Origin of the sequence: Sphingomonas sp. Leaf28 (assembly GCF_001421685.1) — a bacterium.
Taxonomy (GTDB): Bacteria; Pseudomonadota; Alphaproteobacteria; order Sphingomonadales; family Sphingomonadaceae; genus Sphingomonas; species Sphingomonas aurantiaca.
The window spans coordinates 92,049-106,468 of record NZ_LMKX01000001.1; the positions used below are offsets into that span (position 1 = coordinate 92,049).

Consider the following 14,420-nt stretch of genomic DNA (forward strand, 5'->3'; position numbering starts at 1 on the left):
TGACGATCAGCGCTGCGGTGCGGTGCCGAGCTGCGTGTTGAGATAGACGGTGACGAGCGCGGCGCGCTTGGCGTCCTCGATCTTGTCGGCGCCCGCGGCGTGGCCGCCTTCGGGGTTCTCGTAATAGAAGAACGGATCGCCATACGCCTCGAGCCGCGCGGCGAACTTGCGCGCGTGGCCGGGGTGGACGCGGTCGTCCTCGGTCGAAGTGTAGATGAACGGCGCGGGGTAGCGCACGCCGCGCTTCAGATTCTGGTACGGCGAATATTTCGAGATGAACGCCCAATCCGCCGGTTTGTCCGGATCGCCATATTCGCCGATCCACGATGCGCCCGCGGACAGATGCGAATAACGCTGCATGTCGAGCAGCGGCGATCCCATCACGATCGCGCCGTACAGATCGGGGCGCTGTTCCATCGCGACGCCGACGAGCAGCCCGCCATTGGAGCGGCCCGATACCGCGATCTTGCGCTTGGCACTGACACCGGTGCGCACCAGGTCGTCACCGACCGCGTGGAGATCGTCATAGGCCTTTTGCCGGTTCTCGCGCAGCGGCATCTGATGCCAGCGCGGACCATATTCGCCGCCGCCGCGGATGTTGGCGAGCACGAACGCATTGCCCTCCTCGACCCAGAACAACCCGGCCGGACCCGAACGATAGGGCTGGTCGACCAGATAGGTCGGCGTCTGCGCATTGCGGAAACCGCCATAGGCGTGGACCAAAGCCGGCACCGGTCCACTCGTCCCCTTCTTGCGCACCAGGAAGTACGGGATCTTCGTCCCGTCCTTCGATGTCGCGAACCGCTGGTCTACCTGCATCGTCGACGCATCGAACCGCGCGGGCAGCGTATCGACCGCCACTGGCTGTGCGCCCGGGCGGACCGCATAGAGCGCGGGCGGGCTGAGAAAGCTCTCGACCGTGGCAAAGGCGACATCGTCCTTGCCTGCGGTGGCGTCGAGATGGATCGTCGATGCGGCGGGCAAGGCTGCGACCGACTGCGTCCAGCCGCCGTCGGCGCCGCGCGTCAGCGAGACGAGCCGCCCCGACACGTCGTCGAGCATCTTGACCCACAGGACCGACCGGCTCGAATCGACCTGTTCGACCGCCTGTGTCGCAGCCGGCACGAGCACGCGCTCGATCCTCGGCGCGCGCCCCGCGAGCACGTCGGCGATGCTGTACGCCACCACCGATCCGCTCGGCACGCCGCGCCAGTCGGACGCGAGCGTGGCGATCAGTCGGCCGTCGAGCACGGTATTGATCACCGCATCGTCGGGCAGCGGCGTCGCCACCAGCCGTCCGTCGTCGGCGACATGACTGCGCTTCGAATGGAAGAAATCGACGTCGCGCACGACCAGTGGAAAGGTGCGGTCGCCGTCGGGAAACACGCTGACGTTGATCCCGACATCATCCTGCGTCGCGCTCGCGATCTCGGTTGCCGCACCAAGCGGCGTGCCGCGCCTCCAGAGCTTGGCGGTGCGCGGATAGCCCGACTTGGTCAGGCTGGCCGCGCCGAAATCTGTCGCGACGTACAAGGCGTCAGGCCCCGCCCAGCTCAGCCGCGTCTTGAAGATCGGTACGGAGAAACCGTCGGCGACAAACTTGCCCGACGGGATATCGAATTCGCGTTCGACCACCGCGTCGCCACCGCCGTTCGACAGCGCCACCATGCAGCGATCATAGGATGGCGAGCGGCAGGTGACGCCCTTCCACACCCAGCTCTTGCCCTCGGCCTTGCCCAGCACATCGACGTCGATCAGCGTCCGCCACACGGGCTTGCCGCGCGTGAACGACGCGAGCGACGCGACCCGCCACAGCCCGCGCACGTTCGCCTTGTCCTGCCACAGGTTGAGCACCTGATCGCCGAGGATCTGGTCGGGGTTCGCAATCTGGCGATCCGCCTGCAACAGATCGAGCGCGCGCCGACGATAGTCCGCATAGCCGGGCTTGGCCTCGAGCGCCGCCAGCGAGCGCGTGTTCCACGCGGCGACCGTATCGAGCGCACGCTTACCGTGAATATCCTCAAGATACGCGTTCGGGTCGGCGGCGGGCGTCTGGCCGATCGCGCTCGTGGAGAGTGCCAGCAGCAGGACGAGAGGCGATCGAAGGGACATCGTCGGACTTTCTGTAAACGGTCGCCCATCCCTTAGGCACAAGGAATCACTTCGTCACCGTTGGGCAGAAGGAATGACTTCGACCGTTGGGCAGAAGGAATGACTTCGTCATGCGCCGCAGCGTACAAGGGCCGCAAAACAGAAGGAGAGGATGATGGCCGTGCCACCGAAGCGTCCGCCGCAGTTCGGCGATTACCAGAACGCAATCTACTTTGCGGGGCTGAACGGCGTGCTGCCGGGGGTGCCGGTCGACTTCGCGACGCTGGAGGCGCGCGCCGCCGCCGCGCTGCCCCCCGCGACGCTTGCCTATCTGCAGGGCGGGTGCGGCGACGAGCATACCCAGCGCCACAATGCCGATGCCTTTGCGCACTGGGGCATGACGCCGCGGATGATGGTCGATTGCACGCGTCGCGACCTGTCGGTCGAGCTGTTCGGCATGACGCTGCCGACGCCGCTGTTCATGAGCCCGGTGGGCATCAACGGCATCTGCACGCAGGACGGGCATGGCGACCTCGCGGCGGCCAGGGCGGCGGTGATCACCGGCGTGCCGCTCTGCCAGTCGACGCTGTCGAACGATCCGCTCGAGGACGTCGCCGCACAGCTCGGCGAGACGCCCGGCTTTTTCCAGCTCTACACGCCGAAAAACGATGCGCTGACCGAGAGCCTCGTCTGCCGTGCCGAGGCCGCCGGGTACAAGGCGATCGTCGTGACGCTCGACACCTGGGTGACGGGCTGGCGACCGCGCGACCTGAATGCGGCGAACTTCCCGCAGCTTCGCGGGCACGTGCTGGCCAATTACTTCAGCGACCCGGTGTTCCGCGGGCTGCTGGACCGCACGCCCGAGGAGGACAAGGCCGCGGCGGTGCAAGCCTGGGCCGGTGTGTTCGGCAAGGTGCTCACCTGGGCGGACATGCCGTGGCTGCGCTCGCTGACCAAGTTGCCGCTGGTGCTGAAGGGCATCTGCCACCCCGACGATGCGCGCCGCGCGATCGATGCGGGTGCCGACGCGATCTACTGCTCGAACCATGGCGGGCGACAGGCAAATGGCGGCATCGCCGCGATCGACATGCTGCCCGCCGTCGTCGCCGCATCGGGACGCACGCCGGTGCTGTTCGATTCAGGCATCCGATCGGGCACCGACATGGTGAAGGCGCTGGCGCTGGGCGCGACCGCGGTCGGTGTCGGACGGCCCTATGCCTATGGCCTCGCGCTCGGCGGCGCGGAGGGGGCGGCGCACGTCCTCAAATGCCTGCTCGCGGAGGCGGACCTGCTGATGGCGGTCAACGGGTATCCGACAATCGCCGAGGTGCGTGCGGCCGGGGCCGAGCGTCAATCACGGTAAGCCCGCGGGCGGATCAACTGCTGTGATCGGCGATGATCTGCCACGCGGCCCCGCGCCGTTCGAAGACCAGGGTCGTCATGCCGCTTTCCGCGGTCGACGGCCCGGTCAGCGTCCAGCGCGCGAACAGCATTGCATGGCGCGGATCGATCCCGTGCATCTCCAAAAATGCGAACGACAGCGTGCCGCGCGCGTTGCCGACGCCGCGAAAGCTCGGGCGATATTTGGCGGAGATCGCCTCCTTGCCGCGCAGCAACCCCTTGGGCGTCACGAACACCGCATCATCGGCATAGACCGCCATGAACCGCGCGAGATCGCCCGCATTCCACCCTGCGGCGCTCGCCTCCATCGCCTGGCGGATCGCGGTCGCCGCCGGAATCGGGGCCGGAATCTGGGCTGCTAGCGGCACCGGTGCCGCCGCGATGGCCATCATCGCGACCGGCAGCATCAGATGGCGCATCATTCTCTCTCCACCAGATCCAGCAGCACCGCCTCGTCGACCGGCTCGGAAAACAGGAAGCCCTGGTACAGGCCGCAGCCGCCCGCGGTAAGCAGCTCGAGCTGCGACGGGGTCTCCACGCCTTCCGCGATCACCGCGAGCCCCAGCGATCGCGCCATCGTGATCGCGCCGGCCACCACCACGCGGTCGCGCGCGCTGCCGTCGATATCGCGGACCAGCGACTTGTCGATCTTGACGTAATCGAGCGGCAACGACTTGAGATAGGCAAGGCTCGAATAGCCCGTGCCGAAATCGTCGATCGCGACACGGCACCCTGCCCCGCGCAGTTCCGCCAGCAACGCCGATGCCACGGCGAGATCCTCGATCAGCCCGGTCTCGGTGATCTCGACGGTCAGGCGACCGCGCGGAAAGCCGCTCGCGTCGACCCGCGCGAGGAACAGCGCCGCGAAACCGGGCCGCGAGATATCCGCCGCGGTCAGGTTCAGCGACACGCGCAACGTCCCCAGCGCGGCGGGCCACGCCACCGCCCGCGCCAGCACGAGGCGCTGGATGTGATCCGACAACGCGATGCCGAGATCTGCGCGGTCGGCCGCGTCGAACAGCGTATCCGCGCCGAGCGGCCCGAGCGTCCGGTGGTTCCACCGCGCCAGCGCCTCGACCCCGGCGATCCGGCCGCCCGCAATCTCGACCTGCGGCTGCCAGCGCAGATCGATCTCGTCGCGTTCGATCGCGTGGTGCAGGTCGATCGCCAGCGCATCGATCGGCGCGACCCCGTCGGGCAACGCCACGTGCAGCACCGACCCGTCGCTCGCCTTGGCCTCCGCCAGCGCCTCGCTCGCGCGGCGCAGCAAGGCCGCAGCGTCGTCGCCCGGCTGGCGCTGCGCCACGCCAAACCGGCACCCAAGCACCGCGCGCGTATCCGCCACGCGAAACGGCCGTGCGAGGGCCGCATCCAGCGCGGTGATCGCCGCCGTCACCGCGGCACCCGACGCCTCCAACACCAGCGCGAATTCAGAGCCGCCAAGCCGCGCGACCATCGAATCGACCCCGATCGCCGCGTGCGCGACGCGTTCGGTCCGTCGTACCGCCGTCTCGATCAACGCGTCGACGGCAGGCCGGCCATGCGCGGCGTTGACGATGTCGAGCCGCGACAACGACACCAGCACCACCGCGACCGGGCAATCGGCGGCGATCCGGCCGATGATCCAGCGGCGGACGTCGCCGGTCTCGCGGTCGTACAGCGACGCGCCGGGAATGCGGCGGCGATCGATCGCGCTGCCCGCGCTGCGCACCGCATGCCGCCCGGCGAACCGCAGCGCCTGGACCAGTTCGCCGTCAGTCGCAGGGCTGGTGAGGAACTGCGTGGCGCCTGCATCGAAGAACTCTCCGATCGCCTCGACGTCGCCGCGCGACACCAGCACGAGCAGCGCCGCGCCATTGGTGGCGACCAGTCCGCCCAGCGCGAGCGTCGCCGCCAGCCCCTCGTCCAGGTCGCCACGCGCATCGACCAACGCGACGGCCGCGCCGCTCGCGAGGAACCGGCTTTCGATCGCGACGGCATCGCCGAACACCGCCGCCTGCCAGTCCGCACCCGCCCCCGCGCGCGCGAGAATCTCCGCGATTTCACCGCGTTGACGGAACGATACCGCGAACAGCGTCGTTGCTGTCTGCATGTCTTCCATATCCGTCGCACCCTCCCCCATCGGTGCGAGCTTAGCTGGCGCATCGCCCCCCGCCAATGCATTTGCAACACCAGCTGCGGCCGATCCGGCCTTGTTACCGGAGCAGCCACGTCCTAGCTCTGCTGCCATGACGCCCGCGCCATCCCTCACGCAAAAGCCGTTGCAGGATACGCATGGCCGCACGATCAAGTATTTGCGGATTTCGGTGACCGACCGCTGCGACCTCCGGTGTCGTTACTGCATGTCTGAGCAGATGACGTTCCTGCCGCGCGCCAAGCTGTTGAGCCTCGAGGAGATCGCGATCATCGCCGAGCGCTTCATCGCGCGCGGCGTGACCAAGATCCGGCTGTCGGGCGGCGAGCCGCTCGTGCGCCGCGACGTTGCCGAACTCGTCCAGCGGCTCGGCCACAATATCGGCTCCGGCCTCGAAGAACTGACGATGACGACCAACGGCACGCGCCTCGCGCAGCACGCCGAGGCGATGGTCGATGCCGGCATCCGCCGCGTCAATGTCAGCATGGACAGCCGCGATCCCGAGCGCTTCCGCTACATCACGCGCCACGGCGATGTCGAACAGGTGATCGGCGGGATTTATGCCGCGCGTGATGCCGGCCTTGCGATCAAGATCAACATGGTCGCGCTGAAGGGCTTTAACGAGGACGAGATCGCGCCGATGCTGGCGTGGTGCCGCGACGAGGGCTTCGACCTGTCGCTGATCGAGACGATGCCGCTCGGCGCGATCGACGAGGATCGCACTGATCGTTTCCTGCCGCTCACCAAGGTGTTCGACGAACTTGGACAGCAGTTCACGCTCGCACGCGATGCGCACAAGACCGGCGGCCCCGCGCGCTACTGGAACGTCGATGGCACGCGTACCCGGCTCGGGCTGATCTCGCCGCTGACCGCCAATTTCTGCGAAGGCTGCAACCGCGTCCGCCTGACGACCGAGGGCAAGCTGTACATGTGCCTGGGCCATGACGATCAGGTCGATCTCAAGGCCGCCTTGCGCGAAGGCGGTACTGCCGGTCTCGACGAAGCGATCGACGCAGGCCTGTTCGCCAAGCCAAAGGCGCACGACTTCCGCATCGGCCAGGGCGAAGGCCCCGCCGTCGCGCGCCACATGAGCGTCACCGGCGGATGAGTCGGTACGAGCGGCGGGCGCTGGTTGCGTCCAACACCCCGCCCGCTCGTGCCGCTGAGGCCGAACTCGCCGACATGGGCGAGTGGGTATCGGTCGAAGACGCCGACGTCATCATCGCGCTCGGCGGCGACGGGTTCATGCTCCAGACGCTCCACGCCATGCTGGAGCGCCGCAAGCCGCCCGTACCCGTGTTCGGGATGAACCTGGGTACCGTCGGCTTCCTGATGAACGAATGGCGCCATCACGGGCTCGGCGACCGGCTGGAGCGCGCCAAGCCGTTCAAGGTCATCCCGCTCAGCATGACCGCGATCGGCGTCGACGGCCGGACGCACACGCTGCCCGCGATCAACGAGGTGTCGTTCCTGCGCGAGACCCGCCAGACCGCCAATCTGGAAGTGACGGTGAACGACCGCATCGTCCTGCCCGAACTCGCCTGTGATGGCATCCTGGTCGCCACACCGGCGGGATCGACCGCGTACAACCTATCGGCGCATGGCCCGATCCTGCCGCTCGGTTCGGGCATGATCGCGCTGACCCCGATCAGCCCGTTCCGCCCGCGGCGCTGGCGTGGCGCGATCCTGCCCGACAAGGCCCGCATCGGCATACGCGTGCTCGACCCCGGCAAGCGCCCGGTGTCCGCGGTCGCCGACCAGCGCGAGATCCGCGACGTGGCGCGCGTCGACATCTGCATGGACCGCGCACGCGAGCTGACCCTGCTGTTCGACCCTGAGCACGCGCTCGACGATCGCATCACGATGGAACAGTTCGTCGCCTGACCGTCGAATTCCGGCCGAAGTTCACTTTTTACGAGAAACCCGCTTGCATCGCCCGACTGGCCGTTTATAGAGCCGCCTCCGGCAACGTTCCCTGATAGCTCAGCGGTAGAGCTCTCGACTGTTAATCGAGTGGCCGTAGGTTCGAATCCTACTCAGGGAGCCATTTTCCTCGTTCACGAGGATGCCTAAACCGCCGCGAGTGCTTGTAAGCCCGCGGAAATCTCCACATTCGACATTCGACCTGGTCGACGATGGACCAGGGGCATCCAGCATGATGTTGGGGCACTTCGGGGACATTAATTTCACGCGCCGGGGGCGCCGCGTGCTGACCGACACAAAGTGTCGGACAGGCGATCGCGATGCCACGATGTATCTCAACGATACCCCAGGCGGGCGGCGCTCAATAGCTAACGCGTGGCTCCGTGGTCGGACGCTTCCGCGCAGTTGTTGCCGTTCCGAACCGTGAAGCGCTTGCTCGAATGCGGTCATTCGTTCAGCATCCCTCGATGACGGATCGAGAGCCCTTCCACGCCTTGATTACAGAGGTTTGCGTAGAACGCGGTTGGTGCGGATCGGTGGTCGATGACCGCCCGATGCACGTTACCGATTTCTTGCCTGATAGAGGAATGGTGACGGTCGATCAGTTCGTCGGGTGGCTGTTCGAAGCCGATGGCGTCGATCCCAGCGAAGACCTCCCAAAATGGCAAAAGCACATCGACGGGCTTCGCGACGCGTTCATACACCACATGGGTAGCAGTTCCTTCGATGTCGAACGTTTGGCGTGGTTCGACAACTAGCGCCCAATTGCAGACGTTCGAGCGTCATGTCCAGTTGCTTCAAAGCAGGCGATAGCTAAGCATAGCTTAGCAGAGGAGGCATTGGCTAGATCATGAATATAATTGAACTTGACGCTAGCTACTGGAAGACGATTGCTGAATTTTACCGAGCGCTATTAGATCAGCTTGGCGCCCCGGAATGGCATGGTAGGAACGTCAATGCTCTAGTCGATTCGATGGTTTATGGCGATCTCAACAGGGTTGACCCACCGTTAACGGTTATGATCACAAAGCTTCACAGCGCCGGTATTGAAGTGCAAGCCGAGCTGCGGGTGGCGATAGGCGCACTGGTGTCTCACGGAGCCCACTGTAGCATCGGACCGGGTGATAACGCGTCCATCAAGATTGAATGGCCGCTTCCGAACGGCGTGCTCATTGAAAGCTGAATGACTGCTTCCTTTCCCATTCCGGCCATTCCGCTTCCGCCCAAGAGTTGCCGTCAAGGACCGGGAAGCGCTTGCCTGAAAGCAGTCGTTCGTTCAGCGTCTTCGCATGACGGATCGAGACCCATTCGATGCCTTGATGCACGAGGTTTGCGTCGAACGTGGTTGGTGCGGATCGGTCGTCGATGACCGCCCAATGCATGTCACCGATTTCTTACCGGCGAATGGAAGCGTAACAGCCGACCAGTTCGTCGGCTGGCTATTCGCTGCCGATGGTGTCGATCCGAACGACGACCTCCCCAAATGGCAGCCGCATATCGATGCGTTACGAGGCTCGTTCATTCGCCACATGGGTAGCCCCTCCGTCGATGTTGAGCGTCTTGGGTGGCTCAACAGTTAACGATCAAAAGGATGGCAGCGTGGATGTGTCGGTAGGATCAGCCAACGAATGGGATCGACTAATCGCGGAAGGCGATCTGGACAGGAAAATCGGCTTCATCGTGAGCGATGAAAATGCAGGCGATTTTCACGTATCGTTGTTCACCTTGTTGGACGAAGAAGGCGCGTTTTCCAAAGCATGGGAAGATTTCGCGTATTCCCGCAATCAGCCGTTTCGGACTGTCCGATTGGACGATCTTATGAAAGCGCTTTCCGATGCTCGGGACCGCCTCGTCCGATTGTAACCCCGTTTCGCACCGCGACAGCAACGACCGCTTTCCCGAAGGTCGCGCTCGAAAGCCGCCATTCCGTTTTCCTTCCCAACCCAGACATTCCCGAAATTCGATCCTTTTCGAGAAGGGCCGAGTCGGCAGAAAGGGTCCTAAACTTACCATTTTGGAGTTGATGCGGTTCCCAAATCGGACATTCCATCATCGGTGGTAGGCTGTCGTAAATCGTTATAGATCAGCGTCGGAGGTTGGGGGTGGTTCGATGCGATGGATAGATCGGCTGCCACACACTAAATGGCGAAGCGCGGTCGCACTGTTTGTTACCTGTGTGGCCGTAGTGTGGACGCTTTACGAAGTAGGCGGCACCGTTCTCGACGGATTTACGATTATCTTTTGGCGTCAGGAGTGCCAAGAGCGGAGTTGGTTTGCTGCTATCGCGGGATGGTCACTACCGGCCGTTCTTTTTGTCAGCTTATGGCTTCAAGCAAAGGCAATTCGATACCCAGGCGGATTTAACGTAGTCGTCGCAGTACTGCTGCCGATAGCAGGATAGGGATTTCATGGGTTTGCGGCCGTCTATGAGGAGGGGCAGCTCAGTGAATGTGTTGCACGGCCGCTAGAAAGGGCAGTTAAGGTCTGTAACGTCGATCTATCTGTCTATCGTAAGAGCATAGGTCACGATGGCAGGCCGGTTTTCACTTTGATACCGCCCGGTAATACGGACGCTGCGTTCTCGTGCTTTGAGCGATGGGCGGGTTGGAGTCACAAGGCATCCGTAAACATCGATAACTCGGTTTACGTCTATTACCGGAGTACGCACCGGTAGGCTCTCGCGATTGTTTCTCACGTCCGGACCACATCTGCTGATATCCTAACAGCCGACGGACCGCTCTCCACCAAACCCGGACATTCCCGAAATTCGATCCAAAACGGGAAGCGGCCGTTGGCTCGATGTCCGGACTAGTGCAGTTTGACCGGATGCCGCAGCGCCTGAACCTAACCGCCCTCCTCGTTGACGAATATGACACCGCCATCGACTTCTTCGTCGGAAAGCTTGGCTTCAAGTTACGTGACGACATAGCGCTGACAGAGGGAAAACGGTGGGTGGTGGTCGCGCCGCACGGCGCGGTGAGCGGACTGCTACTGGCGCGGGCTGTCGGTGACAGACAACGTGAAGCGATCGGCGATCAGAGTGGCGGTCGAGTGTTCCTGTTCCTTGAAACGGACGACTTTGCCCGTGACCACCTAGCCTACACCCAGCGAGGCATCCGGTTCGTCGAGCCGCCTCGCCAAGAACCGTATGGCATCGTGGCCGTCTTCGAGGACCTCTATGGCAACCGGTGGGATTTGATCGAACCTGTCATCGTCACGCGATGATTCCCAATTTAGCATCCTTTTTGAGAATGGCCGCAGCGTCAGCGAACGTTCGCTAACGCTTTCTGCCTTCCCAATAGCGGCCATTCCGCTTTCCTTCCCCACAGCGGACATTGACCATTCTCCATCTACCCGGCAGCTTGCCGAGATGAACCGCCGTATCGTGCTCATCATTTTGCTGGCGCTGGGGGCGCGTGGGATGGGCGTTCTGACAGTTGCTCTCTTTCGGCTACGAACGTCCGCTAACTACCAAGCTTCGCCCAAAGCGGCCGGTCCGCTTTCCTCCCATACCGGCCATTCCGCTAACGCCCAAAACAGTCGTTCGGCAACGACGGCGTCGTTCCCCGTTCCAGACACTCGTTCACATCCGGCTGTTCAGTTTAATCGCCCACCTGGTTGCTCGTGAGCGCAAAGCTTGCCAGTCTCGCCGTTGCGTTGAGGAGAGCAGCCCCGTGTCTCGTTTGTTGATGCTGGCGGTCGCCATCGCCACCCTGTCCTCCGCGGCCTGGGCACAGAACAATCCGACGCTGAGCGAGGCGGAGCGCGGTATCCGGCGCGACGACGGACCGGCGGTCCACCTGCGCATCGATGCGCTCGACCTGCGCGCGCATCTCGTCGGCCGCATTGCCGACGTTTCAGTCGAGATGCTGATCGGCTCGGACGACGCGGACGGCCATGAGGCGAACCTGTCACTGACGCTTCCCGCCGATGCGGTCGTCACCGGCTATGCGCTCGACGTCGGCGGCAGGATGATCCCCGGCCAGCTGCTCGAGGCGCCGAAGGCACGCAACGTCTATGAGGACGAGGTGCGTGCGGGCATTGATCCCGGGCTGGCGGAGGTCGTCGGCAACCGGTTCACGACGCGCATCTTTCCCGTGGATGCGGCCCATCCCCGCCGCTTCCGACTGACCTTCGTGGCGGCGCTCGACCCGGCCGTGGGGCTGGTGTTGCCGTTCGCGCGCGACGCGGCGATCGGGCGGGTAACGATAGCGGTCGACGCCGACGGCTATGCCACCGCGCCCTCCGTCCGCTTCGCCGGCCAGCCGCTCGACCTGACGCGCAGCGGTGAGAGCTGGCGGGGTGAAGCTATGCTCGGCCGTGCGGTGATGCGTGAGGGGCTGACGATTACCGGCGGCGCGGTCGCCGCGCCGATGGTTGTCACGCACCGCCCAGGCGGGCAGGCCTTTTTCGCGATCGCCGACGGAGCACCGGGCGAGCCCGAGACGCCGGCGCGCGGCGGGCGGCTGCGCGTCTATTGGGACCGCTCGCTCTCCCACCGCGCGGCCCGCACCGATCTGGAGGCGGACATGCTGGTGCGCCTTGCCGAACGGACCGCGCCCACTGCCATCGACCTCATCACTTTCGCGAGCGACCGGCCGGAGGTCACGACGGTCGCGAACGCCGCGGCGTTGCGGGCAGCGCTTGCCCGCGTCACCTATCGCGGCGGCACCTCGCTCGCGCGGCTCGATGCGCTGGCGCTGCCCGCGGCGACGCGATGCGTGCTGGTGTCCGACGGAGAGGTCACGATCGATCGCGGCGCCGCCTTCGTGCCCGATTGTCGGCTCGCAGCCCTTACCGCCGCGCCAAGCGCGAACGGCGCACGGCTCGCGCGGCTAACGCAACGCACGGGCGGTGCCGTCGTCCGCCTGGCCGCCGGCGGCGAGGACAAGGCGCTGGCCAACCTCAGCGCGGGCGAAGCGACTCCCGTCTCCGTCCGCGACGCGGCCGGACGGCGGCTCGACGCACGCGCCATGCCGGCTGGTCCGGGCCAATGGCTTCTCGTCGGTCCGATGCCGGCTGCGGGGGGCGTGGTGGTGCGGCTCGGCCGCGGTGGCGAGCGGCGCTACAATGCCGGGGCTGCATCGATCGCCGCCGAGGGACCCGCGGCGCTTTGGGCCGCGGCGCGTGTCGCAGACCTCGCGGACGACCCTGCACAACACGCCGCCATGGCGGACACTGCACGCCGTTATCAGGTCGCCGGCCCCGGCATGTCGTTTCTGGTGCTGGAGCGCCCCGACCAGTATCTGCGCGCCGACCTGACCCCGCCGGACGGCTTCAGCAAGGAATGGCTGGCGCAATATGGCAAGGCCAAGCAGGATCAGGACAACGCGCGTCGCGATGCCCGGCAGGCGCGGCTCGACTTCGTAGTCGGCCAGTGGCGCGACCGACGCGCCTGGTGGGCCACACGCTTCGTGCCGGCCACCCGCGATCAGGTGAAGCGCATGCACCGCGACGGGGTAGGCGAAATCGGCGTTCCTCCGCCTCCGCCGCCGCCGCCGCCGCCGCCAGCACCGCCGCCGCCTTCGCCCACTTCCGAACCGGACCAGCCGGCCGTCATGACGCCGCCGCCCATTATCGCGGCGCCCGCCCCGCCTGTCGCAAGGGGAAGCAACCTGGGCGACATCGTCGTCACCGGCGCAATCCGCCAGGATCGACTTCCGACCGCGCAGGAGCCGCCTCCTGCTGCGATAAAGCTCGACATGGCGGACCTGATTGCCAAGCGCCCCTATATCGCTGCGCTCGACAATGGTGCGCCCCCCGAGCGATTTGCCGTGCTCCTCGATCAGGAACGTCAGTACGGTTCCGTGCCGACGTTCTACCTCGATACGGCAGAGTGGTTCCGGCAGAAGGGCGATGCGGCCACCGCCGCGTTGCTGCTGCTGTCCGCGCTGGAACTGCCGACCAGCGACGACGAGACGCGTCAGATCGTCGCCTTCCGGCTCGAGCGCGATCGTTCCTTCGATCGCGCGGTCGAGCTCACGGAGCAGCTCGCCGCCGCCAATGCGGAGTTCCGGCCCCAGCCGACCCGCGATCTCGCGCTGGCGCTCGCGGCCCGTGGCAGGTCTGCCGGCCGCGCAGGACGCGGCGACCTGGAGCGCGCGTTCCAGCTTTTGGTCGACACTGCGCTGAACCCCGCGTCGGGCGACTTCGACGGGATAGAGGTGATCGCTCTGATGGAGGCGAACGCGCTTGTCGCACCGATCAACGCGGCAGGCGGGCGCTGGACGCTCGACAAGCGCCTCGTCGGCCTGACCGACACCGATGCGCGCATCGTGATCGAATGGACCGCCGACGACGCCGACATCGACCTTTGGATCGACGAACCCAATGGCGAGCGCGTCATGTATTCGAACAAGCGGAGCAGCGCCGGCGGGCAGATATCCAACGACATGACCGACGGCTATGGGCCGGAGGAATACGCCATCCGCCGCGCCCCGGCCGGTCCGTACCGGGTGCGCATCAATGGCTACGACGCCGACCGGATCAACCCGAACGGCCCCGGCCATGTGCTGATCCGCCTGCAACGGAACTTCGCGCGCACGAGCGAGGCGCAGGAACTGGTGGATCTCGACCTTTCGTTCCAGAACGGGCGGGATCGGAACAACGAAGACGACACGAAGCCGGTGGCGACACTGCGGGTCGGAAGTTAACTCGCGATGCCGAGACGAGCTCTCCAGCGCGCGCGGAGCGACTTGTCGACTGCGTGTGGCCCGAGCAGGGGTTCGAGACGGCCTGACGAATGCCGGCGCATTGCCCCGGAACCGGACGTTCGGGGTGTCCAACCCGCTTTCCAACTTCGGCCCGTTGATCGCCAATCTAGACCGTGTTCAGGGCCCATGCGCGCTGCTTGATAGGTTCAATCTAGTTG

At 65.3% G+C, this 14,420-nt stretch carries 12 protein-coding genes and 1 tRNA gene; 10 read left to right on the forward strand and 3 right to left on the reverse strand.

What is annotated here, in order from left to right; all coding sequences use genetic code 11:
- Positions 1–6: 6 nt before the first annotated feature.
- Positions 7–2,112, reverse strand: a complete 2,106-nt coding sequence (locus ASE79_RS00485; protein WP_056410679.1) for a prolyl oligopeptidase family serine peptidase — start codon at positions 2,110–2,112, stop codon at positions 7–9.
- A gap of 154 nt (positions 2,113–2,266) precedes the next feature.
- Here ASE79_RS00485 and ASE79_RS00490 point away from each other — a divergent pair, with 154 nt between their 5' ends.
- Complete coding sequence (locus ASE79_RS00490) at positions 2,267–3,454, forward strand: alpha-hydroxy-acid oxidizing protein (protein ID WP_056410682.1); 1,188 nt, start codon at positions 2,267–2,269, stop codon at positions 3,452–3,454.
- A gap of 13 nt (positions 3,455–3,467) precedes the next feature.
- On the opposite strand, the gene ASE79_RS00495 is transcribed toward ASE79_RS00490, so the two are convergent.
- Both ASE79_RS00495 and ASE79_RS00500 read right to left on the reverse strand, forming a co-directional pair.
- Positions 3,468–3,914, reverse strand: coding sequence for a YybH family protein (locus ASE79_RS00495; RefSeq protein ID WP_056410685.1), 447 nt, complete (start codon positions 3,912–3,914; stop codon positions 3,468–3,470).
- Positions 3,911–5,584 (reverse strand): putative bifunctional diguanylate cyclase/phosphodiesterase, encoded by a 1,674-nt coding sequence (locus tag ASE79_RS00500; RefSeq protein WP_321163313.1) that lies wholly within the window; start codon positions 5,582–5,584, stop codon positions 3,911–3,913. The genes ASE79_RS00495 and ASE79_RS00500 overlap by 4 nt, the downstream gene beginning before the upstream one ends.
- A 136-nt stretch (positions 5,585–5,720) precedes the next feature.
- Between ASE79_RS00500 and moaA the strand changes: the two genes are divergently transcribed.
- From moaA to ASE79_RS00535, 9 genes are all read left to right on the forward strand, one after another.
- On the forward strand, positions 5,721–6,734 hold the full coding sequence (moaA, locus tag ASE79_RS00505; RefSeq protein WP_056410690.1) for a GTP 3',8-cyclase MoaA: 1,014 nt from the start codon (positions 5,721–5,723) through the stop codon (positions 6,732–6,734).
- Positions 6,731–7,510 (forward strand): NAD kinase, encoded by a 780-nt coding sequence (locus tag ASE79_RS00510; protein ID WP_056410692.1) that lies wholly within the window; start codon positions 6,731–6,733, stop codon positions 7,508–7,510. The genes moaA and ASE79_RS00510 overlap by 4 nt, the downstream gene beginning before the upstream one ends.
- Before the next feature lie 88 nt (positions 7,511–7,598).
- Positions 7,599–7,673, forward strand: a tRNA-Asn gene (locus ASE79_RS00515).
- Between the two features lie 343 nt (positions 7,674–8,016).
- On the forward strand, positions 8,017–8,307 hold the full coding sequence (locus ASE79_RS20640) for a hypothetical protein (protein WP_162236978.1): 291 nt from the start codon (positions 8,017–8,019) through the stop codon (positions 8,305–8,307).
- A 92-nt stretch (positions 8,308–8,399) separates the two neighbouring features.
- Positions 8,400–8,732 (forward strand): barstar family protein, encoded by a 333-nt coding sequence (locus ASE79_RS20095; RefSeq protein ID WP_156359466.1) that lies wholly within the window; start codon positions 8,400–8,402, stop codon positions 8,730–8,732.
- A gap of 106 nt (positions 8,733–8,838) precedes the next feature.
- Positions 8,839–9,129: a hypothetical protein gene (locus ASE79_RS20645; protein ID WP_162236979.1), complete on the forward strand. Its 291-nt coding sequence runs from the start codon at positions 8,839–8,841 to the stop codon at positions 9,127–9,129.
- 19 nt (positions 9,130–9,148) lie between these two features.
- Positions 9,149–9,412: a hypothetical protein gene (locus ASE79_RS00525; RefSeq protein WP_156359468.1), complete on the forward strand. Its 264-nt coding sequence runs from the start codon at positions 9,149–9,151 to the stop codon at positions 9,410–9,412.
- A gap of 963 nt (positions 9,413–10,375) precedes the next feature.
- Entirely contained in the window at positions 10,376–10,774 is a 399-nt protein-coding gene (locus ASE79_RS00530) for a VOC family protein (RefSeq protein ID WP_082445089.1), read from the forward strand.
- Positions 10,775–11,238: 464 nt separating this feature from the next.
- Positions 11,239–14,202 carry a VIT domain-containing protein gene (locus ASE79_RS00535; protein ID WP_056410701.1) on the forward strand — a complete coding sequence of 988 codons (2,964 nt, stop codon included), beginning with the start codon at positions 11,239–11,241 and terminating at the stop codon, positions 14,200–14,202.
- The last annotated feature ends 218 nt before the right edge of the window (positions 14,203–14,420 follow it).

Coding starts and splice junctions, on each gene's coding strand:
- ASE79_RS20095 (WP_156359466.1), top strand. CDS start 8,400: ATGAATATAATTGAACTTGACGCTAGCTACTGGAAGACGATTGCTGAA.
- ASE79_RS00530 (WP_082445089.1), top strand. CDS start 10,376: ATGCCGCAGCGCCTGAACCTAACCGCCCTCCTCGTTGACGAATATGAC.
- ASE79_RS00535 (WP_056410701.1), top strand. CDS start 11,239: ATGCTGGCGGTCGCCATCGCCACCCTGTCCTCCGCGGCCTGGGCACAG.
- ASE79_RS00495 (WP_056410685.1), bottom strand. CDS start 3,914: ATGATGCGCCATCTGATGCTGCCGGTCGCGATGATGGCCATCGCGGCG.
- ASE79_RS00485 (WP_056410679.1), bottom strand. CDS start 2,112: ATGTCCCTTCGATCGCCTCTCGTCCTGCTGCTGGCACTCTCCACGAGC.
- ASE79_RS00510 (WP_056410692.1), top strand. CDS start 6,731: ATGAGTCGGTACGAGCGGCGGGCGCTGGTTGCGTCCAACACCCCGCCC.
- ASE79_RS20645 (WP_162236979.1), top strand. CDS start 8,839: ATGACGGATCGAGACCCATTCGATGCCTTGATGCACGAGGTTTGCGTC.
- ASE79_RS20640 (WP_162236978.1), top strand. CDS start 8,017: ATGACGGATCGAGAGCCCTTCCACGCCTTGATTACAGAGGTTTGCGTA.
- ASE79_RS00490 (WP_056410682.1), top strand. CDS start 2,267: ATGGCCGTGCCACCGAAGCGTCCGCCGCAGTTCGGCGATTACCAGAAC.
- ASE79_RS00500 (WP_321163313.1), bottom strand. CDS start 5,584: ATGCAGACAGCAACGACGCTGTTCGCGGTATCGTTCCGTCAACGCGGT.
- moaA (WP_056410690.1), top strand. CDS start 5,721: ATGACGCCCGCGCCATCCCTCACGCAAAAGCCGTTGCAGGATACGCAT.